The organism is Pseudomonas sp. HS6, assembly GCF_023375815.1.
In the GTDB taxonomy this organism is placed as follows: domain Bacteria; phylum Pseudomonadota; class Gammaproteobacteria; order Pseudomonadales; family Pseudomonadaceae; genus Aquipseudomonas.
This window is the reverse complement of the sequence record NZ_CP067412.1, coordinates 3295200-3317239: the sequence shown is the minus strand read 5'-3', so window position 1 is coordinate 3317239 and position 22040 is coordinate 3295200. Positions and strand designations below refer to the sequence as shown.

The window sequence follows — 22040 nt, the reverse complement described above, 5'->3', positions numbered from 1 at the left end:
GTATGAGTGTGTTTGTGTTGGGAGCTGCGTTGAATCGCCTGGTGCTACAGGGGTTTTCACCCTCCCTGATGCATGCAAGGCCTGATTGCGAAAAGGCTTGAGAATGGCGAAAAATCCGACCGGGCTGAACCAGACCGGCAATGTCCGACACAATCGAAATAATCACCGCGCACAAAGGCTGCGCCGTCATTGCGACGTGCAAGCGGCAACAGGAGAAATGATTTCAATCGGTTTGAATGAAGTCTTGCTGACAGGAAATTCGGCAATGCGCGGACAGTGAGTGCGTGAAGGATCTGACCGGCGACGCTGAACTCGGGCACCGTGGCGGGCGCACTGACGAAATTATGACTCTTCAAATCGTTGCATCCCTGATGACTACTGATGGCTTCCAAGCCACCGGACCCTGAGCCCGGTTGAAGATAGGTGGTGCGGATTAAAGTTTGACGCGCATTGCCGCTGCTCCGCAAGAGTGCAAGTTCCGCACCATTGCGACCGACGAACGGTAGAAGCCTGAACAAATGTCCCAAATGACGCGCATAAAAAAACCGACGCACGGGGCGTCGGTTTTCATTGCAGCTTTCAGATCACATCAGGTCATCTGAATGATGGTCTGCATGATGGTGCTCTGGGTCGAGATGGTCTTGGCGTTCGCCTGATAGTTGCTCTGGCCCTTGATCAGGTCTACCAGTTCATTGGTCAGGTTAACGTTGGACTCTTCCAGGGAGTTGGACTGAATGGAGCCCAGAGTACCGGTTTCCGGAGCGTCATAACCCGGAATACCCGATGCGAAGGTTTCCTTCCAGCTGGTCCCGCCAACGGCTTGCAGGCCCTGTTCGTTGGTGAAGCTGGCCAGCGCAACCTGGCCGATGGCCTTGTTCTGGTTGTTGCTGAAGTTGGCGAACAGAGTACCGGTGCCGTCGATGGTCAGGTTGGTGATCTGGCCAGTGGCGTAACCGTCCTGGGTCGGAATCGAACGCGCGGTGTCCGCGTTGTACTGAGTGGTCTTGGCCATCGAAACGGTAATGCCGGCCGGGTTGGCTGCTGCGCCGTTTGGCGTAAAGACGCCGTTGGTCACGGTTCCCGGTTTCCAGTTTTTCAGGGTCAGGTCATTGCTGATGATCGGGGCCGCTGGATTCGCCGGATTCGGCGTGCTGACCTGAGTCAGTTTACCTGCAGAGTCAAAGGTAAAAGTGGAAGCCACAGGCGGAGTGGTTTTCGGATCGCTACCGGTAGCATCCGGGTTGCGACCGTCCACCAGGGTGTAAACCTTCCAGGTATTGGAACCGGTTTTCACCACGTACTGATCCATGGGGTGCATGTTGCCCTGGCTGTCATAGATCGGGGTGCTGAACGACTTGGTGTAGGACGCGGTCTTGGTCGGGTCAAACGGAACGCCTGTTGCAGCCGTATCGTCGATCACCGGCGCAGTCGAGTCCAGGTTGATGGTCGAGGTCACCAGCGAGGTGGACTTCGGCGCCAGGTTCGAGGTGTCGATCTTCAGGTCGGTCAATACGCCGTTGATGATCTTGCCGTTGGCATCCACACCGTAACCTTGCAGACGCGAGGTGTAGTCGGTGTTGGTAATGAAACCGTTATTGTCGACCTTGAACGTACCGGCACGGGTGTAGGACACCGAACCGTTGTTGCTCAGGGTGAAGAAGCCCGAACCGTTGATGCCCATGTCCAACACGTTACCGGTGTTGTTGATGTCACCCTGGGTGAACTGCTGGGAAACGTTGGCCAGGCGTACGCCGTTGCCGATGACCTTGCTGCCGCTACCCAGGCGAGTGGCCGAGTAGACGTCTTCGAATTCTGCACGGGACGATTTGAAACCGGCGGTTGCGACGTTGGCGATGTTGTTGCCGGTCACGTCCAGTTGCTTGTTGGCTGCATAGAGACCGCTAAGGCCGATATTGAAAGACATATTCCACTCCTTTGTGCCGGTTAGTCGGCTCTATATACCAATGGTTTGTACTTTGGACAGGGCAACGGTGCCCTTGCCGGACAGGTTGAGCATCAGCTCGCCGCCGGTCTGGCTGATCGTCACGCTGGTGACGGTGGCCGGCAGGTAGGTCGCCATATCGGTCGAAGTACCGTTGATCGATGCGTTGGCCTTGACGGTGTAGGTACCGGTCTTGACCAGGTTGCCGTCCTTGTCCTTGCCGTCCCAGGTGAAGCTCGCGGCGCCTGCGGCGCGACTGCCCAGGTCGATGGTGCGAATCGCCGTGCCGCTGCTGTCGCTGATGGTGACGGTACCGCCGGCAATCGACGACGGAACGGTGACCGAACCGGTCATGCCTTTGCTCGGATCGTCGAGCTGGACCGAGTTGGTCTGCACGATCACATTGCGGCCAACCAGCGAAGAAGCCTGCAACGCTTGCGACGAGTTGTAGTTGCCGGCCAGCGAACTCACGGTGCTGTTGAGGGTGGTAATCCCCTCGAGGCTGCTGAACTGCGCCAACTGGGCAACGAATGCACTGTTGTCCTGCGGGTCGAGCGGGTTCTGGTTTTTCAGCTGAGTTACCAGCAATTGCAGGAACGCATCCTTGCCCAGAGCCTGGCCGCCGGTGGAGCTGTTAGTGGCCGAAGCAATGCCATCGGCTGTCGAACTGGTCTTTTTCGACGAGTTCGCCAGGATGTCCTTCATGCTCAGGCTGCTGGTGGTATCGGTAACACTCATGGCAGTCGCCCCTTATTACTGACCGAGGGTCAGTACCTTCTGCATCATGGTTTTGGCGGTGTTCATCATTTCGGCGTTGGTCTGGAACGACCGGCTCGCGGAAATCATGTCAGCCATCTCTTCCACCACGTTGACGTTCGGGTAGTAGACGTAGCCCTTGGCATCCGCAGCCGGATGGTTTGGCTCGTAGCGCGCTTCGAGGTTGCTCTGGTCTTCGACCACGCCCATGACCTGCACGCCTTGACCGGCAGCGTCCTGGTTCTGGAACAGCGAGTTGCTGCCGCCGCTCTGACCGCCCTGGAACATGGTGGCGAACACCGGGTGACGGGCGCGATAGGTCTGGTCGATGCTCGACGAGACGGTTTCGGCGTTGGCGATGTTCGAAGCCACGGTGTTCAAACGCGTGGTCTGTGCGCTCATGCCGCTGCCGGCAATGTTGAAAACGCTGGACAGGGACATGGATTACTCTCCGCGCAGGGCTGACACCAGCCCTTTGAATTTGCTGTTGAGCAGCGTGAAGCTGGCCTGGAAGCCGACGGCGTTTTCCGCGTAGTTCGACTGTTCCAGTTGGGCGTCAACGGTGTTCTGGTCGATCGACGGCTGCATCGGCGTGCGATACATCAGCGACTCGTCGCCATTGCCCAGGCCTTCAGCTTCGATGTGACGGCTGTTGGTCATGTTCAGGGCGATGGTGCCGTTGGCGTTCTTCTGGCTCTGTGCTTCAAGCACTTTGGAGAACTCCAGATCCCGAGCCTTGTAGTTCGGGGTGTCGGCGTTGGCGATGTTGTTGGCCAGGACTTCGGCACGCTGGGCGCGGAAGCCCAGGGCTTTTTCGTGAATTCCGAGCGCTTTATCGAAGCTGATGCTCATGTCGGGAACCTTCAGGTGACCGGGTTTTTCGTAACTGGGTTATAGCAAGCTGCGTGCCAGTTTTAAAAAGCCCCGGATTCCGGGGCTTTGCAGGTGATCGGCAATGCGGCAATGCCAGAAAAGCGGCAACGGGTTTCCGCCGAATGCCGCTTTTCTGCCGCTTGCCGTCATCGCAAAAACGCTCAGGCATAAAAAAACGGGAGCCCCTGAGGACTCCCGTTTTTGGTGTTGCCGGTGCAAATTACTTCGCCTGGTAAATGATCCCCGGGCTGCACTGGACCATCTGGTAATGGTCCGGCAAACCGTTCAGCGCTTCGGAAGCGCCGAGGAACAGATAACCGCCCGGCTTCAGCGTGCTGTGAATACGCAACAGGATGTCTTTCTTCACCTCGGCGGAGAAGTAGATCAGCACGTTGCGGCAGAACACGATGTCGAACTTGCCAAGGCTTGCGTAGCTGTCGAGCAGGTTGAACGAGCGGAATTCCACCCGGTTCTTGATCGGCGCCTTGATCACCCACCGCCCCGGCCCTTTCGGGTCGAAGTAGCGCTGCAGACGATCGGTGGACAAGCCGCGACCGATTGCCAGGCTGTCGTACTCGCCGGTCTTGCAGTTGGTCAGCATGCTGCCGGACAGATCCGTGGCAACGATCTGCACACCCATCTTCAACTGACCGAGGTTGGTCCGCTCGAACTCGTCGATCGACATCGACAGGGAATAGGGTTCCTGACCCGACGAGCAAGCCGCCGACCAGATCCGCAGACGCTGGTTGGGAGCCGCCTTGATCGCCTCGGGCAGCACCTTGTTCTTCAAGACTTCAAACGGATAGGTGTCGCGAAACCACAGGGTTTCGTTGGTCGTCATGGCATCGACCACCTGCTCGCGCAAACCGCTGCGCGGCTGGGTCTGGATGCGCTGTACCAGCTCACCCAGGGACTTGATGCCTTGCTGCTCCATCAGTTTGTTGAGACGGCTCGAGACCAGGTACTGCTTGTTTTCACCGAGCAAAATGCCACAGGCTTTTTCCAGGAAGACCCGGAACTGTTCGAAATCCAAATTACCCGTAGACAAATGATGCCGCCTCTTAAATCGTGTTGACCGCCAGGGACGGAAAGTCCCTAGCTGATATCTGCTGCTTTGATCCGGTCGACTACCCGGGATGCCAGGTCATCAGGACGGAATTTGGCCAGGAAGTCATCGGCACCGACCTTCTTGACCATCGCCTGGTTGAACACACCCGACAACGAAGTATGCAGGATGATATGAAGCTTTTGCATGCGAGGGTCGCTGCGGATTTCGGCCGTCAGGGTGTACCCGTCCATCTCCGGCATCTCGATGTCGGAGATCATCATCAGGAACTCTTCTTCCGGCTTCTTGCCCTCATCGACCAGCTTGCGCAGGTAATCCAGCGCCTGCTTGCCGTCGTTCAGCGCCACCACTTCAACGCCGACCGTCTGCAGGCAACGCGTCACCTGCTTGCGCGCCACCGACGAGTCATCGACCGTCAGCACCCGCAGAGACAGCGCCTTGCTCTGGGTCTCGACATCCACCACGCCGACCGAAATCGCTTCCGGTGTTGGTGCGACTTCCGCCAGCACCTTTTCGACGTCGATGATTTCGACTAACTGATTGTCCACCCGAGTCACAGCGGTCAGGTAATGATCCCGACCGGTCCCCTTGGGTGGCGGATGGATCTCTTCCCAGTTCATGTTGACGATACGTTCCACCGAGCGCACCAGGAAACCCTGGGTCTTGGTGTTGTATTCCGTGATGATCACGAACGGACTGTTCTTGTCTTTCAACGCCCCGGAACCGGTCGCCATTGCCAGATCAAGGATCGGAATGGTCGCCCCCCGGATATTCGCCACCCCGCACACGACAGGACTGGACTTGGGCATCAGCGTCAGTTGCGGGCACTGCAGCACTTCCCGAACCTTGAACACGTTGATCCCGTAGAGCTGCTGGCCGTCGAGACGGAACAACAACAGCTCCAGGCGATTCTGCCCTACCAGTTGCGTGCGCTGGTTCACCGAATCCATTACACCAGCCATGCCCAGACTCCTACACCAACGCCAAGTGTTGTTGCGACGCACATTCATTGCTAAACGGCACGGCGCTTGCTTTTTAACTCTTATGAACACTCAAACGACATTTTTCCGACGCCTGACATCCCCCCTTCGCAGAGGACTTTGCGCGGTGTCCGCCGCTTGCCTGTTTTTCGCGGGCAGCCCTGCCATTGCTGATGCGGTTACCTTGCCTGACATGCTTATCGGCGTCACTCAGGGCTTTCTTGAATTCACCGTAGAAGACTATCTGGCTACCAGTCAAACGGAAGGGCGTTATGAAATCGAGGTCAAGCAGCTCGATCCTCGCATGCGCATGCCTATGTGCGACAAGGAATTGACAGCTTCGCTGGAGAGCCCGGCACGTCCTCTGGGCCGTGTGACCGTCAAGGTTCGCTGCGAAGGCGCCTCCCCCTGGACCGTGTTCGTACCCGCTCAAGTCCGCCTGTTTCGCCCGGTCGTGACCACCACTCGTCCGCTCAAACGCGCCGGCATCATCGAGCCTCAGGATGTGACCCTGCGCGAGCAGGATGTCAGCCTGATCAACCAGGGTTTCCTGACGTCGGTAGATGAAGCCATCGGGCAAAAATTGACCCGACCAACGGTCGCCGACCAAGTGATTACCCTCGTGCATCTGGAACAGGCGGAAGTCGTTCGCAAAGGGGATCAAGTGGTGATTACCGCCCGCAGCGGCACACTCGCTGTGCGCATGCCGGGAGAGGCCCTGTCCAACGGCGGCCTGAAAGAACAGATTCGAGTGAAAAACCTCAATTCCCAACGGGTCATCAAGGCGCAGGTCATGGCGCCGGGCCAGGTGGAAGTGGCAATGTGAGCAACGATTGGAGCGAAGACAGGAAAGCCTCGTGAGTGATCGCGCAGAAAACTGGCGCCAACCTGAGCTGTTCCCTAAACTGTGCCGCAGCAGGACTTGCGCGGCGCATGCAGGCTCATTGGTAAAAGAGCCTAAAGTTTTCCAGGGGATGGCCGAGAACATGGCAAGCGTCCAAATTCCCAGAGGTTTTTAACATGGTCATCGATTTCAGCCGTTTGAACAGCTCCTCGTCACTTACGGGCAGTACACGTACCAGCACGCCTAAGGAAACCGCCGAAACCGGCACTTCCGCGCCGCTGAATACCCCGGCCGAACAGGCCAGTACCGCAAAAAGCGGGGAATCGGTACACCTCAGCAATGAGGCTCAACAGTTGCAGAAGGTCACTGACAAGCTGCGCGATCAGCCTGCCGTCGATAAAGCCCGTGTGGCCGAGTTGAAAGCAGCGATTGCCGATGGCAGCTATAAAGTCGACAGCAACCGTGTAGCCAGCAAACTGCTCAACTTCGAAGCCCAGCGCTAGGCCTCGGTCAGCGCCAGGCTTTTGGACGCTTAAAACCCAAGGCCAGCCATGCACGACACTACTTTATTGCAACTGATCACCGACGACTTTGCTCCAGCTCAACAATTGCTGGAGTTACTGCAATCCGAGTCTCTCGCCTTGCATGGTCGCGACATGCCACTACTGGAAGAAATTCTGGCGCGCAAACAGGCATTGATCATTCTGCTCGAACAGCATGGCCGCAAACGCAGCGAAATCCTCGCCAGCCTCAATCTCTCACTCGACCGTAAAGGCCTGGAGCAACTCGCCAGCCAGTCGAGCATCGGCGAGCAGTTGCTGAGTCAGAGCGACGTTCTGACCGACCTGATCGCCCAGTGTCAGGCGGCCAACGTCAAGAATGGCCAGTCGATTGTGATACAGCAGGCCGCCACGGCCAACCAGCTGAAAATCCTCACCGGCGGCGAGCCACCCGCGCTCTATGACGCCAGTGGCACCTTCTCCAAACTGCAGAAACCACGCGCGCTCAGTCAAGCGTGATTCTTTCTTCTATGCTTGCGCCCTATCAACGCGCGATACATGCTGGCAAAATACTGGCCAGCCGTAGTCAAATTTTGTCTGGAGATTGATTTAACGTGTCCAATGATGACGCTCCGCAGCCCCCAAAGGTGCTCACCACGCCCCTGGAGATCTCCAGCAATCTGCGCCAGCTGCAAGAGAGCCATGATCCGCTGATCATCACGTTCCACGAGCGCAGCCAGCGCTTCCAGAGCTACCTGATTGAAGTGGATCGCGAAAACGGTTCGATCAAGCTCGATGAGATGATCCCGCGCGACGGTGAACGTTTTCTGGAAGCAGGCGAACCGTTCAAGGTCGAGGGTTTTCATGATGGCGTCCGCATTGCCTGGGAATGTACAGGGACGCTGACCATCAAAGACTCCGACGGCGACCGTTTCTACACCGGTGACTTACCGACCGAAGTGGTTTATCACCAGCGCCGCAACGCCTTCCGCGCCGCACTGAAACTGACCGACCTGGTCAGCGTCGTGCTCGGCGGCGAAAAGCTCAAGTCGCCGCTGGACGGCAAATTGCTGGACATCTCGGCCACGGGTTGCAAGTTGCGCTTTGAAGGCAACATCACCGACCGCCTGCAACTGGGCGAAGTCTATGACCGCCTCGCTGCCGCACCGCTGTTTGGCAATCAACCGGTATCGGTCGAACTGCGCTACCTGCACTTCGAAGAAAAGCTCAACATCACCTTCGCCGGCCTGCGCTTTCACAACATCAGCGGCCCGGCAGCGCGTAACGTCGAGCGTTTCGTCTATCAGCTGCAACGTGAAGCACGGCGTTTCGACAAAGACGATCTCTGATTGGTAGCGCCATGAAAAACGGGCAGCCCCTTGCGGTGACTGCCCGTTTTTTTATGCCCGGTGTTTTTTCAGGATCAAGGCCTGGCGCCGCTGATGTCCGGCGCTGGATTGTCGTTGCCGCTCTCAGGCTCCACAGGTGATTCGGGCTCAACGGCGGGCTCAGGCGCAACGTTATTCTGCATCTGCTCCTGCACCACCTGCTCATCGACTCGCGGATCGAGTGCCGCCACCAGCGGCGAACTGGACATGCTGTCCGGCATCGCCACGTGATGCAGCGGCGCGTCGTCGACCTGATGCAGATTGGTCACGGCTTTCGGCCGGATGCGCCACACCAGCACCAGCGCGAAGAAGCTGAAAAACGCATACAGGCTCTGGCTGCCGAACATTTTCATCAACACACCGGCCAACAACGGCCCGATGCTGGCGCCAACCCCGTAGGTCACCAGCAGCATCGCCGTCAACGACACACGCCGATCGCCTTCGACATGGTCGTTGGAGAACGCAACCGCCAGCGGGTATAGACAGAACTGCACCAGCGAGCACAGGAAGCCGACGCCAAACAGGATCTCCAGCGGCACTTGCGGCAGGATCGCCAGCGGCAAGGCAGCCACGGCCAGAAAACCGGCGAAGCAACGGATCAGCAAGGCCCGATCATAGCGATCCGAGAGCCAGCCCAGCGGCCATTGCACCAACAGCCCGGCGAAGATGCAGGTACCCATGAACAAACCGACCTGCTCGGTGGACAACCCTTGCTGCGATGCATAGAGCGGTGCCAGACCGTAAAACGAACCGATGATCAAACCGGCACCGAGCACCGTACTCAATGACTGCGGTACTCGCTTGATGAAGAAGCGCGGCTCCATCGGCGCCGGATGCAAAGGCGCCGGGTGAATCCGTCGGGTCAGTGCCACGGGCACCAGGCACAACGCGAAACACAGGGCGACCAGCATCAGCAGTTCCAGCCCCAGCCCCGGGTGCATGACCAGAATCAGCTGCCCGAGCACCAGCCCCAGATACGAGGCAATCATGTAGCCGCTAAACACCACGCCGCGCTGATTGGCGTCAGCCTGCTCGTTCAGCCAGCTCTCGATTACCATGTATTGGCACATCATGCCGAGACCAACGATGGTCCGCAGCACCAGCCAGGCCGGCAGCCAGTCCACCAGACCATGACCGAGTACTGCCGCGCCGACGATCCCGGCACACGCCGAATAGGCACGGATATGCCCGACCCGGGCAATCAATCGGTGACCGATCTTGCCGCCCAGCACCAGACCGAAATAGTTGGCCGCCATCAACGCACCGACCCACAGTCCGTCGACATGGTCGGCCGCCAGACGCAAGGCCAGATAAGTAGAAAGAAGGCCCGAGCCGATCAACATCATCAGCGAGGCGAAATACAGCGCTCGAAAGGATTTCCAGATTTGGCGCATCGGCGTTCCGAGCGGCTCCTTGCGGTGAGTATCGGGCTATCAAACGATAGCCCGATGGCGACAGTTCGTCAGGCCTGGGCAGCTAGAACACGCCGTTCCCAGGGAGTGATTTCATCGTAAAAACTGGTCAACTCCATGGTTTTCGAAGCGATGTAGCCTTCGATGAACTCCTTGCCGAACAGTTCCTTGGCCAACTGGCTGCGTTTCAGACGCTCGAGCGCGGCGTGCAAAGTACACGGCAGCGAAAGATTGTCCGGCACTTCGAATTCACCCTGGATCGGCGCACTCGGCTCCAGCTCATGTTCGATACCGTGCAGACCGGCCGCCAGACTCGCGGCAATCGCCAGGTAAGGGTTGGCATCGGCGCCCGGCAAACGGTTCTCGACCCGGCGGGCGACCGGCGAACTGGCCGGAATCCGCAAGCCCGCAGCGCGGTTGTCGTGGGACCAGCAGGCATTGTTCGGCGACGCAAACGGATGGCACAGACGCTGGTAGGAATTGACGTTCGGTGCAAACAACGCGGTGAAATCGGCCATGCCTGCCTGCTGCCCGCCGATGAAATGGCGGAACGTCGCAGTCGGCTGACCGTTTCCATCGCTGAACACATTCTTGCCGCTGCCGATCTCGACGATGCTCTGGTGAATGTGCATCGAACTGCCCGGTGTGTGCGCCAGCGGCTTGGCCATGCAGACCACGGTCAGGCCATGCTTGAGCGCGACTTCCTTGAGCAGGTGCTTGAACAGGAAGGTCTGGTCGGCCAGCAACAGCGGATCACCGTGCAGCAGGTTGATCTCGAACTGGCTGACGCCCATTTCGTGCATGAAGGTATCGCGCGGCAGACCCAGGGCCGCCATGCATTTGTAGACTTCACTGAAGAACGGCCGCAGACCGTTGTTGGAACTGACGCTGAACGCCGAATGGCCATCTTCGCGACGACCGTCGAGACCGACTGGCGGCTGGAACGGTTGAGTCGGATCAGTGTTCGGAGCGAACACAAAGAATTCGAGTTCAGTCGCCACCACCGGCGCCAGGCCGAGGGCTGCGTAGCGGGCAATGACTTTCTTGAGCTGGCCACGGGTCGACAGGTTGGAGCTTTCGCCGGTCAGCTCGTCGGCATCGCAGATCGCCAGGGCACGCGGCTCCTGACTCCACGGCAGAGGATGGATCTGCGCAGGATCGGCCACCAGCGCCAGATCGCCGTCATCGCTGCCGTAGAACCGCGCAGCGGGATAGCCCCCCATGATGCATTGCAGCAGCACCCCCCGGGCCATCTGCAAACGCCGCCCTTCGAGGAAACCCTCGGCGGTCATTACCTTGCCTCGTGGTACGCCGTTCAAATCCGGCGTGACACATTCAATCTCATCAATGCCCGTCAATCGCTGCGCGAGTGAACGCTGGCCATCGGTTGTCATGACGCAATCCTTGTTATTGTGCGAGCCGCGAACGGCGACCCGGACAAAATAGGCTTCAGCTGTTCGGAATATCAAGCAGCGGCCAACAAAAAGACTTCGAGTCGATGAACCCGTGATTCAGGGCAGGTAAATACTGAACACGCCGCCGCCCAGTGGCCCGCCATTGCGGATCTCGGTCCGACCGCCGACACCGTTGCGCTGATGCAGCGCCGCTATGCGCCCGGCGAAGTACAGACCGAGGCCGGTACTGCCGCTGCTGTGATTGATGCCCTGCACATAGTCGGCCTGGCGCTCGAGCATCTCGACCGGGTAACCGTCGCCGTCGTCGTTGATGCTCAACACCAGTTGCCCGGCCTCGTCACTGACGGTGATCAGCAGCGATTCGCGGGCGTAGCGGATTGCGTTGTTGATGCAGTTGCCCAGCACCGAGGCGATCAGTTCACGGTCGAAGAAACCCAGGGGACTGAGCGGGTCGACTTCGTAAGTCGCAATGATTCCACGACTGGCGAAAACCTCTTGATGAGCCGCCAGTTGCGCCTCGATGAAATCGTCCAGATCGTGGTAAGCCGGCTGCAACGGCATCTGGTTGACCCCGAGCTTGTACAGCCCCAGCAACTGAACCAGCATGCCGTTGAGGTGGGCGAACTCGAAGTCGATCACGCCCTGCTCCGGCACCTTGCGCTGGGCCTCGGGCAGACGCGCCAGCCATTGGCTGTGGGCCTGCATCAGCATCGCCAGAGAGTTCTTCATGTCGTGCACGGTGGAGGCAATCACCGTGGAAAAATCCAGTGCCTGCTCGTCTTGGTTCATTCGCCAAACGCCTTGCTTTTCAGCTTCTGATAACGCGGATAACGCGCGTCGGTGTCGGGCATCAGGCCGACCATTTTCAGGCAGGCCCGACATTCTTCCAGCTCCGCCGACGGCACATTGGTGTCGGTGCCGTGCAGCAGCGATTGCGCCATGTTCAGTGCAATACTGATGTTCTTCGGTTGCATCTTCAGCGCCTTGCGGAAGACTTCGCGGGCCTCCACCAGGTTGCCGGTCTTGTACACGCGCACGCCCTGACGGTTGAGGTCGGCGGCCGCGTTACTGGAGCTGAGAATAGTCGGGTCGTCGGTGAGCTTGGCGATGTCTTTCATCACCGTCGGGTCATCGCCGTAGATTTCCGCGCAGCTCTTGAGCATCGACGTGCCCGCCTCGGCCTGACCGAGCATCTGCAATTGCTTGGCGACCAGCAGCGCGGCCTCGGGGCTCATGAACTGTTCCATGCCGTCGAGGCGCATCAGCGCTTGCTCGGTGAGTTTCTCGGCGGTTTCGGCGTCGTTGAGCAGCAGGCTGGTGGCCTTCATCAGACGCGCACGAATCTGCAGGCCCGGGTCGGTCGGGTTTTCCTTGGCCACGGCACTGAGGGTGGTGTTGATCTCCAGCCGCGTGCGGGTGTCGAGGCCCTTCTCGCTGCCCTTGCTGATCAGCGCATGGGCCAGGCCCAGATTGCTTTCCGGGTCTTTGAAGCGCGACTGCGCGCCTTGGGACACGGCCTGACGATAGGCCCGCGACGCCGTGTCGAAATCCTCGTTGGCCATTGCCAGTTTGCCGAGTAGCGCCTGTCGGCGCACCGCCAGCGGCGACAGGCGAATCGCCTCTTCCAGTGTCCGTTGCGCGCCTTTGGTATCACCTTCGGCCACCAACACATCCGCCATGCCGTCGTACAGCGCCGGCATCATCGGGAACACCTTCAGGGCTTTTTCATACACGCCTTTGGCCTGGGCAATCTGACCGCGCTTGAACAACAACTTGCCCAGCCCGGCAAATGCCCACGGCAACGGCCGGTCAGCGATGATGCTGTCATACAGCCGCTCCAGCGCTTCGTTCTGATTCATGTCGCGCAAGGCATCCGCGCGATAGCGCAGGCACAACGGCGAATAGCGGATGTCCTGCTTGCACAGGGCGATACAGGCGTTGAGCACCTCGACCGGTTTGCCACGGTCGAGGGCTTGCAGAATCGGTTTGAGCAGGGTCTTGCGCTGCTCCAGACGTTCAAGACGCTGGGCCAGGCCGATGCGGTTGAACGGCTTGGTCAGGTACGCATCCGGCTCGTGCTCCAGGGCACTGAGCACCATTGCCTGACTGGTCTCGGCGGTGACCATCACAAACACCGCTTCGTGACTGATCAGCTTGTCCACCATCAGGTCTTCCAGCACCTGCTGACCGTTTTTCTTGCCGTCACCGAGGTGGAAGTCCTGGAGGATGAAGTGATAGGACTTCTGCGCGCACATTTTCAGCGCCTGCTCACCGGTGTCGGCGGTGTCCACATCCTTGACGCCCAACTCGCGCAACATCGAGCGTACGGAACTGCGGAAATCCGAGAAATCATCGACGATCAGAAAACTCTTTTGGTGATACGACAGCATCGAGGATTTCCAGGCAATTGAAGAGGATGGACCGAGGGCACATTTCAGGCGCGCAGATAATAGCTGCCGGCCAAATGCTATCAAGCGATTTCGTGCGACTCTGAAGTCACCGAACGGGTTATCGGCCGGATCAACGGTTCTCTTGAAGCGGGGCTTCAAGATTCATTGCACAGCGATTACCCTGCGCGCCTGCTCTCACCCTCCTACTTCAAGGTTTTCATCGTGTACATCAAAGGACGCTACATCGTGTCGGCCTGTGCACTGCTGTTTCTCCAGCAGGCACTGGCGACCGGAATGGACTGCACAAAGGCTGTGAGTGTTGTGGAGAATGCGATTTGCGCCAGTGAAGGCCTGCGTAAGCTGGATGGCCAGATGGGCGCGATCTATCGCCAGTTTATGAATGCGGCACCGCAGGCGCAGACAGAGATCAAGAAGGCCCAGCGCGAATGGTTGAAGGAGCGCAACCAATGCGCCGAGGACGTCAGCTGCCTGAACCAGCGATATCAAGATCGTTTGCAGGTACTGAACGCGCAGTGGAGCGATGCGCTGGCTTACCAGCCAGCCGAGACTGATAAACAGGCAATGGTCGATCTGCAGCAACGAATTCAGGAGATGAGCAAGATTCATCCCGAGTTTGCACTGGAGCGAACCCTTGAGTCTCTGCGGACTAACACCACTGAAACGTCATTCTCTGGCGAGACCGGTGAAGATGACCAGACCCTCTTTCCCAAGACCCGGCCCAAAGATGTCACGACGGACGAGTGGAAGGCGCTGACCGCCTCGGATATCACCGGAGCGGTGGATTTCGGGCAGACCTCATACACCCTGATGGATCTGGACGGCGATGAGCAGCGCGATCTGATCGTATCGACTTATGCCGGTGGCACGGGGTTGTTCACTTACACCGAAACCTACCTTCGTACTCAAGACCGGTTCATCCGGAGAGCCGCTGCGCTCGGCCCCGAGAAGAGCGCCGAGAGCTATCTTTTTTACACCAATGATCGAGGTGCGAACCAATCCAACGACTGGATCACGCTCCACGGTAAAGTGTATGCGGCCTATCGCAACGGGACCTATGGTGTCGACCAGGTCTATTTGCTCAACCCCCTGAAAATAAACAGCGATGTTCCCACCGTGACGGTGGGCTATCGGTATGACCTCAATGTGCCCCGCACCCAGCACAAAGAAGATGGTGTGACAGCCTTCGATCTCGAGCCGGCGCTGCACCAAACACTCAACCGAGCACTGTCCAAACTGAGTGAAAGCACCACCGCAAAAGCCACTGCTCAGAAGAGTCCGCTCTGTCCTATTCCTCCGAGTGGCGCCGGGGAAAACGATTACTACAGTTATGGTCCGACGCATTACACCATCGAAATGGTGGCTGATTTACCCGTCGTCATCGGAAGCGATTGCTACATCGGGGCATTGATTGACTGGTTTGGCGGTTACAGCGAAAACGGAGGGCTATCAGCACAGCTCGCATTGCGCAAACCTGATTCAGACGGAGGTGGCCTCACTTACGAAGTCAACGGACGTCGACATCTGACCGGAGTGAGCACTTCAATCGGAAAAGTCGAGCCGGATGACGGGATCTAGCCTCTGCCACCCTTGACCGGCCAGCACAAAAAAGCCCCGCCAGATCACTCTGCGCGGGGCTTTCTAAAATATGGTGTCCCAGGGCAGGTTCGAACTGCCAACCTTCCCCTTAGGAGGGGGATGCTCTATCCAATTGAGCTACTGAGACACAGGACTGTCAGTGCGACAGACGGCGTGCATGTTAACGGCCAGGCCCTGATTTGTCATGTCGTCCGCAGGGCTTTTTAAGTGTAGGCAGGCGCCCTGCAATGCAGTCGGACATTTTATCGTGCAATTTGCATCCCTCCAAAAAGCCATCATTGCAGAATGCAATCCACGCCGTTCTAAAAACCCTGCTAAATGCTTGTTTTTAAAGGACTTGGCAGCGGTTAGACTAGTGGCACGACGGCTGCTTCAGTGATTCTTATAAAAGAACAACTGGAGTCCCGCCTCATGAACCGCGTCCTCTTGCTCGCCAACGCAATCGCCCTGACGGTTCTGGTGGGGTTTCAATTTGTTCCTCAACACACTGAGACAGTGGCACAGCGCATGCCGCACTACCTGCAAGTGCAAAAGGCGCCGCAATGGGCGGTGCTGAGCGATCAGCGCGGCATTGTTGCGCAAGATGTCAGCGAGTCAGATCAGGCACAGACGACCCCCATGTCCGAACGCCTGGTGTTTTGAATCATTTTTGGAGTACAGCATGTCCAAATCCGCCCTGGGGTTGTTGATCCTCGCTTTCTTGAGCGGTGTTTTGCATTTCTCGCTGTTCGAAGAGACGGAAATCTCTTTACCCCTGATTGGCTGTGGCGTTTTCGCTGTGCTGTTTGCGCTGGCGCTGGTTGCCGGGCGCAAGATCAAGTTTGATCCGGTTCTGCGCTGAGCCTGACCAGGTTCAGCAGTTGATCGACGGCATCAGTGAGGTCGCCCGAGTTGTCGATCAGATGCACAGGCTTGTCGGTTGAACGTCTTTCCTTGAACAGCGCGTTGCGGGCGAGCCTGGCATCGATCTGCTCAAGGGTCTCCCGGCCACGCCTGAGCAAGCGTTCACGCAAGACATCATCGCGAACTGTCAGCAACACTGGCACCAGTGTCGGGTAGCCTTCCAGCGCTTGTCGAAGGTTCGCCCGAGAACCGTTGACCAGCACGTACTTTCCGGCTTTCAACCATTGGTCCATTTCTACCGGAATTCCGTAGGAGAGGCCGTTGGCTTGCCAAGCGAGAGAAAAATCACCGGCTCGCTGACGCCGCTCGAACTCTTGCGGGGTCACACCGATCGCATCCTCGCCCACCGATTCGGCCGAACGCGTGATCACCCGACGTATGACTGCGCAGTTCAAATCGCGTAAAGGCTCGCGCGCAGCCTCGATCAGACTGTCCTTGCCGGAGCCGGATGGCCCCATAAGATAAATCAGCCTGCCATCCATCCTGAAAACGCCCTCCGGCGGGCATTTGCCCCTAGTAAATCGGCCATTTGCCACTATCCTGTACAAGGTAAGGAACAAGGATTCTAGCCGCATAGCATGCACGGTCTGACGTCTTCGGGCATCTGTTCGTGCGCTTCAGGACGCGGTCAGCGATACGGGCCGACGCATTCTTTTCAAACCAGTCCGCATTTCTGATAATTGGTGCTGGCATTACGCCTTTACCCGGCTCAATATTTGTCACAGAATTGACGCCAATGATCTGGCAATTTTGAGGCATGATGCGCGCCTCTTAACAATTCAGGTTGAACCATTTGGCGCGGATGCTTGTCCTACGACTCATCCTGCGGCCAATCCCGAGAACCGCTCCCCTGAACTAACCGGTTAAATATATGCGCCCATTGAAACAGGCAATTTATTCCAGCCGTACGGCTGACAAGTTCGTCGTACGTCTGCCAGACGGAATGCGTGAACGCATTGCCGAGGTGGCTCGCAATCATCATCGCAGCATGAACTCCGAGATCATTGCGCGCCTTGAGCAGAGTCTTATTCAGGAAGGTGCACTGGGCGAAGAGCTGAGCATGCGCCTCGACAGCCCGGAGCTTTCGCTGCACGAACGCGAGTTGCTGCAACGCTTCCGTCAACTCTCCCATCGCCAGCAGAACGCGCTGGTTTCTCTGATCGCCCACGACGCCGAAATGGCCGCAGACGCATCCTGAGTCAAACCGAACATCTCAAGCCAGCATGAATGCTGGCTTTTTTTTGCCCGACATTCGGGCTTTTCAAGGACGAAAAAAAGCCCGCCAATCGGCGGGCTGTTTCGATGCGAGCAATCAGAGCAGGAAAATCGTTGCCAGTCCCAGAAAGATGAAGAAGCCACCACTGTCGGTCATGGCCGTGATCATCACGCTGGCACCCATTGCCGGGTCGCGCCCCATCTTGGCGAGGGTCATAGGGATCAATACGCCCATCAACGCTGCCAGCAGCAGGTTGAGCGTCATGGCGGCCGTCATCACCACACCCAGCGACCAACTGCCGTAGAGCAAGTAAGCCACCACACCAATCACACCACCCCAGACCAGGCCGTTGATCAACGCTACGGCGAGCTCCTTGCGCATCAGACGCGACGTGTTGCCGGTGCTGACCTGATCGAGCGCCATGGCACGAACGATCATGGTGATCGTCTGGTTGCCGGAGTTGCCGCCAATGCCCGCCACAATCGGCATCAGGGCCGCCAGCGCCACCAGCTTCTCGATCGAGCCCTCGAACAGACCGATCACCCGCGACGCGACGAATGCCGTGATCAGGTTGATCGCCAGCCACGCCCAACGGTTGCGCAGGGATTTCCAGACCGAAGCGAAAATGTCTTCCTCTTCACGCAGACCCGCCATGTTGAGGACTTCGTTTTCGCTCTCCTCACGAATCAGGTCGACCATTTCGTCGATGGTCAGACGGCCGATCAGCTTGCCGTTCTTGTCGACCACCGGGGCCGAGATCAAGTCGTAACGTTCGAACGCCTGAGCAGCGTCGTAGGCGTCTTCGTCCGGGTGGAAACTCACCGGATCGCTGGCCATTACTTCGGAAACCTGTTTCTCAGGGTCATTGACCAGCAATCGCTTGATCGGCAGCACGCCCTTGAGCACGCCGTCGTAATCGACTACGAACAGTTTGTCGGTATGGCCCGGCAGCTCTTTGAGGCGGCGCAGGTAACGCAGAACCACTTCGAGACTGACGTCCTCACGGATGGTCACCATCTCGAAGTCCATCAGCGCACCGACCTGCTCCTCGTCATAGGAGAGGGCCGAACGCACACGCTCGCGTTGTTGCTGATCCAGGGTCTCCATCAGCTCATGGACGACGTCTCGCGGCAGCTCGGAGGCCAGGTCAGCAAGTTCGTCGGCATCCATGTCCTTGGCGGCAGCCAGGAGCTCGTGATCATCCATGTCGGCGATCAGCGTTTCACGGACGGAGTCGGATACTTCGAGAAGAATGTCGCCGTCGCGATCAGCCTTGACCAACTGCCAGAGCGTCAGACGATCGTCCAGCGGCAGGGCTTCAAGAATGTAGGCAACGTCGGCGGAGTGCAGATCATCGAGCTTGCGTTGCAGCTCGACGAGGTTTTGCCGGTGGACCAGGTTCTCGACCCGGTCATGATGTGCGCCTTCCTGGCGGTGAGTCAGGTCTTCGACGACCCGTTGGCGCTGCAGCAGCTCAACGACCTGAGCCAGGCGATCCTGCAGGCTTTCCTGTGTTTTCTTTACTTCGATTTCGGACATAGGCGAACTCCACTCCCAGCAGCGGGGCACGCCGGAAGGATCAATCAGTCAATTCATGATTGGTAAAACGGGGTACTGAGTAACTACTGGGTAAGTCCATGGAGGTTTTCCATAAGCCCCGGCGGGGCTGACGGGCGCAATGATACACCGCCTGACGGTTTTAAACGTTAAAAATCTAGGCTGAAACAAGCGCTTGCGAGACAAAGCTGAGCGCTGTCCTGACTCTTCAGACTGCGACGACTCATCCTGAAAAGAAAACACACCAGCAGTAAAAAAACTGCCGGCTACGCTTGAGAAAGATCGTCATGGAGGACGCCGAATGCCATCGAAAACATCCCGATTCATGTTGACCACCCTGCTCTGCCTCCCACCCATAGGGAGCGCAACGACACTTCATCGCTGTGAAGCCGCTGACGGCAGCCTCACCTTCACGACACTGAGCTGCGCGAACGATGAGCATCTTTCACTTCAGGAAGTACGCCCCTACTCGCCCGGCTCGACCGTGGCACTGATGCCCGAAGCCCGGCACGAAGAAATATCCGGTATGAATATCAGAAAACGGGAAATGGCTGTCGTTGGACGGACGCAAGACAAATGCGGAGATCTGATCGATGCGCGACAGAAGCGCGAAGCAATCATCAATCAACGAATCATCGCCGGCATGAGCCAACAAGATGTTGAAAGCGCCCTGGGCAAACCCGACAAGGTGAGCATTCGCAATTCGGCAACGAGCTATCGTTACGACCTCAAGCGAGGCCGCAGTGCTCAAGTTGATTTTGATGAGAAAGGATGCGTGACGGGAAAAGCCAAATCCCGGACAGCAAAAAGCCCGCGTTAAACGCGGGCTTTTCGGTATATGGTGCACTCGACAGGATTCGAACCTGTGACCGCTCGGTTCGTAGCCGAGTACTCTATCCAGCTGAGCTACGAGTGCATTTTGTGTTTTTAGACCAGACCACAACTGGCTGAAACCAAGTTATCTGCATTACTGCAACTAACCCTTAAATGGTGCACTCGACAGGATTCGAACCTGTGACCGCTCGGTTCGTAGCCGAGTACTCTATCCAGCTGAGCTACGAGTGCATTTGTGTTTGATAGACCAGATCACACCTGGTTGAAGCCGAGTCATTTACATTGCTGCAATTGACTCTTAAATGGTGCACTCGACAGGATTCGAACCTGTGACCGCTCGGTTCGTAGCCGAGTACTCTATCCAGCTGAGCTACGAGTGCATTTGTTGCGCCGCATTATAGCCCGTCTAATCTCTATTCAAACCACTTTTTCTATTAATTTCAACAACTTACAGAAAAAGCCAGATTACGACGTACTAAGCAAATAATGGCGGAGAACGGGGGATTCGAACCCCCGACACCCTTGTGAGGTGTACTCCCTTAGCAGGGGAGCGCCTTCGGCCACTCGGCCAGCTCTCCGCAACACGGGGCGTATCTTAACCAACCTTTTCCCCGTTTGCAAACATAAAAATCGATAAAAATTAATGGCTTGGTTCTTCGTCCTTCTCTTTCTTTATACGCAGATAGATTTCCTCACGGTGCACGGCCACCTCTTTCGGGGCGTTGACGCCGATACGCACTTGATTTCCTTTAACGCCGAGCACGGTCACGGTGATTTCTCCATCACCGATAATCAGGCTTTCTGCGCACCGACGAGTCAGAATCAGCATACCTTTCTCCTCACGCGAATCATTTCAGGGACAACAGTCTGCAAAAAAAAGGCACCCGACCTACAACCGGAGCGATCGTAGCCCTACATGCCTGAGTATTGACCAGCGCGAGCAAAAGAACAGTTCAGGGCTCGCGCCATTCAAAAAATAAAGGGCGCGGTCAGACCGCGCCCTTCATTGACCAGGATTACTCGCCCTGACGGGCCGGAGCGTCCAGTTCGAAAGCCGTGTGCAGGGCGCGCACGGCCAGTTCCAGGTACTTCTCTTCGATCACCACGGAAACCTTGATTTCCGAAGTCGAGATCATCTGGATGTTGATGCTTTCCTTCGCCAGGGATTCGAACATGCGGCTGGCCACGCCTGCGTGGGAACGCATGCCGACGCCGACGATCGAGACCTTGGCAATCTTGGTGTCGCCGACGACTTCACGTGCACCGATCTCGCGAGCGGTGTTTTCCAGCACGGTCTGTGCGGCCTGGTAGTCGTTGCGGTGCACGGTGAAGGTGAAGTCGGTGGTGTTATCGTGCGCGACGTTCTGCACGATCATGTCGACTTCGATGTTCGCGGCACTGATCGGGCCGAGAATCTTGAACGCCACGCCCGGGGTGTCTGGCACGCCACGGATGGTCAGCTTGGCTTCATCGCGGTTGAAAGCGATGCCGGAAATGATCGGCTGTTCCATGGTTTCCTCTTCATCAATAGTAATGAGGGTGCCCGGACCCTCCTTGAAGCTGTGCAGTACGCGCAGCGGAACGTTGTACTTGCCGGCGAACTCCACCGCGCGGATCTGCAGCACCTTGGAACCGAGGCTGGCCATTTCCAGCATCTCTTCGAAGGTGATCTTGTCCAGACGCTGAGCGACCGAAACCACACGCGGGTCAGTGGTGTAGACACCATCGACGTCGGTGTAGATCTGGCATTCGTCAGCCTTCAGCGCAGCGGCCAGCGCCACGCCGGTGGTGTCGGAACCGCCACGACCCAGGGTCGTGATGTTGCCGTGCTCGTCGACGCCCTGGAAACCGGCGACCACAACCACGCGGCCGGCCTTCAGGTCGCCGCGAATCTTCTGGTCATCAATCTGCAAGATACGCGCTTTATTGTGCGCACTGTCCGTCAGGATCCGCACCTGGTTACCGGTGTACGACACCGCCGGCACACCACGCTTGATCAGCGCCATGGCCAACAGGGCAATCGTCACCTGCTCACCGGTGGAAACGATCACGTCCAGCTCACGCGGAACCGGTTGATCGTCGCCACTGATTTGCTTGGCCAGATCGATCAGACGGTTGGTTTCGCCGCTCATTGCAGACAGCACAACCACCAGGTCATCGCCGGCATCGCGGAATTTCTTAACCTTGTCGGCGACCTGCTCGATTCTCTCGACAGTGCCGACCGAGGTGCCTCCAAATTTCTGTACGATCAAAGCCATTTCAAAGCCGCCTCTGCCCATGAAGGGCGCCCAATAATCAACTCAAACAGCCGTCGGGCCCGCCACTAGACTGCGGGCCCCACGGGCCG

General features: G+C 57.7%; 24 protein-coding genes and 5 tRNA genes. 10 read left to right on the top strand and 19 right to left on the bottom strand.

Annotated elements, in window-relative coordinates; genetic code table 11:
* Positions 1-103: 103 nt before the first annotated feature.
* Positions 104-280, top strand: coding sequence for a hypothetical protein (locus JJN09_RS15035; protein WP_249482447.1), 177 nt, complete (start codon positions 104-106; stop codon positions 278-280).
* Positions 281-589: 309 nt separating this feature from the next.
* Here the strand turns inward: JJN09_RS15035 and flgE are convergent, their stop codons facing one another.
* From flgE to JJN09_RS15005, 6 genes are all read right to left on the bottom strand, one after another.
* Positions 590-1924, bottom strand: a complete 1335-nt coding sequence (gene flgE, locus JJN09_RS15030; protein WP_249482446.1) for a flagellar hook protein FlgE — start codon at positions 1922-1924, stop codon at positions 590-592.
* 30 nt (positions 1925-1954) lie between these two features.
* Positions 1955-2680, bottom strand: a complete 726-nt coding sequence (gene flgD / locus JJN09_RS15025) for a flagellar hook assembly protein FlgD (protein ID WP_249482445.1) — start codon at positions 2678-2680, stop codon at positions 1955-1957.
* A gap of 15 nt (positions 2681-2695) precedes the next feature.
* Positions 2696-3139, bottom strand: coding sequence for a flagellar basal body rod protein FlgC (gene flgC, locus JJN09_RS15020; RefSeq protein ID WP_007960329.1), 444 nt, complete (start codon positions 3137-3139; stop codon positions 2696-2698).
* A gap of 3 nt (positions 3140-3142) precedes the next feature.
* Entirely contained in the window at positions 3143-3550 is a 408-nt protein-coding gene (gene flgB / locus JJN09_RS15015) for a flagellar basal body rod protein FlgB (protein WP_007960328.1), read from the bottom strand.
* Positions 3551-3791: 241 nt separating this feature from the next.
* Entirely contained in the window at positions 3792-4619 is an 828-nt protein-coding gene (gene cheR, locus JJN09_RS15010; protein ID WP_249482444.1) for a protein-glutamate O-methyltransferase CheR, read from the bottom strand.
* Positions 4620-4666: 47 nt separating this feature from the next.
* Positions 4667-5599, bottom strand: coding sequence for a chemotaxis protein CheV (locus JJN09_RS15005; RefSeq protein WP_007960326.1), 933 nt, complete (start codon positions 5597-5599; stop codon positions 4667-4669).
* Between the two features lie 82 nt (positions 5600-5681).
* On the opposite strand from JJN09_RS15005, the gene flgA reads away from it, so the two are divergent.
* From flgA to JJN09_RS14985, 4 genes are all read left to right on the top strand, one after another.
* Entirely contained in the window at positions 5682-6443 is a 762-nt protein-coding gene (flgA, locus tag JJN09_RS15000; protein ID WP_249490812.1) for a flagellar basal body P-ring formation chaperone FlgA, read from the top strand.
* Positions 6444-6637: 194 nt separating this feature from the next.
* Positions 6638-6964, top strand: a complete 327-nt coding sequence (gene flgM / locus JJN09_RS14995; protein ID WP_249482443.1) for a flagellar biosynthesis anti-sigma factor FlgM — start codon at positions 6638-6640, stop codon at positions 6962-6964.
* 48 nt (positions 6965-7012) lie between these two features.
* A complete protein-coding gene (locus JJN09_RS14990) occupies positions 7013-7480 on the top strand; it encodes a flagella synthesis protein FlgN (protein ID WP_249482442.1) in 468 nt (155 codons plus the stop codon).
* Between the two features lie 95 nt (positions 7481-7575).
* Positions 7576-8310 (top strand): flagellar brake protein, encoded by a 735-nt coding sequence (locus tag JJN09_RS14985; RefSeq protein ID WP_249482441.1) that lies wholly within the window; start codon positions 7576-7578, stop codon positions 8308-8310.
* Between the two features lie 74 nt (positions 8311-8384).
* On the opposite strand, the gene JJN09_RS14980 is transcribed toward JJN09_RS14985, so the two are convergent.
* From JJN09_RS14980 to JJN09_RS14965, 4 genes are all read right to left on the bottom strand, one after another.
* A complete protein-coding gene (locus JJN09_RS14980) occupies positions 8385-9743 on the bottom strand; it encodes an MFS transporter (RefSeq protein ID WP_249482440.1) in 1359 nt (452 codons plus the stop codon).
* 68 nt (positions 9744-9811) lie between these two features.
* Positions 9812-11053 carry a glutamine synthetase family protein gene (locus tag JJN09_RS14975; RefSeq protein WP_249490811.1) on the bottom strand — a complete coding sequence of 414 codons (1242 nt, stop codon included), beginning with the start codon at positions 11051-11053 and terminating at the stop codon, positions 9812-9814.
* Positions 11054-11272: 219 nt separating this feature from the next.
* Positions 11273-11965 (bottom strand): sensor histidine kinase KdpD, encoded by a 693-nt coding sequence (locus JJN09_RS14970; RefSeq protein ID WP_249482439.1) that lies wholly within the window; start codon positions 11963-11965, stop codon positions 11273-11275.
* Positions 11962-13566 carry a tetratricopeptide repeat-containing response regulator gene (locus JJN09_RS14965; RefSeq protein ID WP_249482438.1) on the bottom strand — a complete coding sequence of 535 codons (1605 nt, stop codon included), beginning with the start codon at positions 13564-13566 and terminating at the stop codon, positions 11962-11964. The genes JJN09_RS14970 and JJN09_RS14965 overlap by 4 nt, the downstream gene beginning before the upstream one ends.
* A gap of 222 nt (positions 13567-13788) precedes the next feature.
* On the opposite strand from JJN09_RS14965, the gene JJN09_RS14960 reads away from it, so the two are divergent.
* Positions 13789-15162 carry a lysozyme inhibitor LprI family protein gene (locus tag JJN09_RS14960; protein ID WP_249482437.1) on the top strand — a complete coding sequence of 458 codons (1374 nt, stop codon included), beginning with the start codon at positions 13789-13791 and terminating at the stop codon, positions 15160-15162.
* Positions 15163-15233: 71 nt separating this feature from the next.
* Here the strand turns inward: JJN09_RS14960 and JJN09_RS14955 are convergent.
* Positions 15234-15310: transfer RNA gene (locus JJN09_RS14955), tRNA-Arg, on the bottom strand.
* Positions 15311-15594: 284 nt separating this feature from the next.
* On the opposite strand from JJN09_RS14955, the gene JJN09_RS14950 reads away from it, so the two are divergent.
* Complete coding sequence (locus JJN09_RS14950) at positions 15595-15825, top strand: hypothetical protein (protein ID WP_249482436.1); 231 nt, start codon at positions 15595-15597, stop codon at positions 15823-15825.
* Between the two features lie 19 nt (positions 15826-15844).
* Entirely contained in the window at positions 15845-16024 is a 180-nt protein-coding gene (locus JJN09_RS14945; protein ID WP_249482435.1) for a PA3371 family protein, read from the top strand.
* Here JJN09_RS14945 and phnN read toward each other — a convergent pair.
* Positions 15999-16568 carry a phosphonate metabolism protein/1,5-bisphosphokinase (PRPP-forming) PhnN gene (phnN, locus tag JJN09_RS14940; RefSeq protein ID WP_249482434.1) on the bottom strand — a complete coding sequence of 190 codons (570 nt, stop codon included), beginning with the start codon at positions 16566-16568 and terminating at the stop codon, positions 15999-16001. The genes JJN09_RS14945 and phnN overlap by 26 nt on opposite strands.
* A 389-nt stretch (positions 16569-16957) precedes the next feature.
* Between phnN and JJN09_RS14935 the strand changes: the two genes are divergently transcribed.
* Complete coding sequence (locus tag JJN09_RS14935) at positions 16958-17284, top strand: Arc family DNA-binding protein (RefSeq protein ID WP_003178899.1); 327 nt, start codon at positions 16958-16960, stop codon at positions 17282-17284.
* A gap of 114 nt (positions 17285-17398) precedes the next feature.
* Here the strand turns inward: JJN09_RS14935 and mgtE are convergent, their stop codons facing one another.
* Positions 17399-18841, bottom strand: a complete 1443-nt coding sequence (gene mgtE / locus JJN09_RS14930) for a magnesium transporter (RefSeq protein ID WP_249482433.1) — start codon at positions 18839-18841, stop codon at positions 17399-17401.
* A gap of 319 nt (positions 18842-19160) precedes the next feature.
* On the opposite strand from mgtE, the gene JJN09_RS14925 reads away from it, so the two are divergent.
* Positions 19161-19679 (top strand): cell envelope protein SmpA, encoded by a 519-nt coding sequence (locus JJN09_RS14925; protein WP_249482432.1) that lies wholly within the window; start codon positions 19161-19163, stop codon positions 19677-19679.
* Between the two features lie 19 nt (positions 19680-19698).
* Here JJN09_RS14925 and JJN09_RS14920 read toward each other — a convergent pair.
* The 6 genes from JJN09_RS14920 to JJN09_RS14895 all read right to left on the bottom strand — a co-directional run bounded on the left by JJN09_RS14920 (position 19699) and on the right by JJN09_RS14895 (position 21951).
* Positions 19699-19775: transfer RNA gene (locus tag JJN09_RS14920), tRNA-Arg, on the bottom strand.
* A gap of 72 nt (positions 19776-19847) precedes the next feature.
* Positions 19848-19924: transfer RNA gene (locus JJN09_RS14915), tRNA-Arg, on the bottom strand.
* 72 nt (positions 19925-19996) lie between these two features.
* Positions 19997-20073: transfer RNA gene (locus JJN09_RS14910), tRNA-Arg, on the bottom strand.
* Between the two features lie 107 nt (positions 20074-20180).
* A tRNA-Ser gene (locus JJN09_RS14905) sits at positions 20181-20271 on the bottom strand.
* A 62-nt stretch (positions 20272-20333) separates the two neighbouring features.
* Complete coding sequence (gene csrA, locus JJN09_RS14900; protein ID WP_002554426.1) at positions 20334-20522, bottom strand: carbon storage regulator CsrA; 189 nt, start codon at positions 20520-20522, stop codon at positions 20334-20336.
* Positions 20523-20709: 187 nt separating this feature from the next.
* Complete coding sequence (locus tag JJN09_RS14895; protein WP_249482431.1) at positions 20710-21951, bottom strand: aspartate kinase; 1242 nt, start codon at positions 21949-21951, stop codon at positions 20710-20712.
* Positions 21952-22040: the final 89 nt, after the last annotated feature.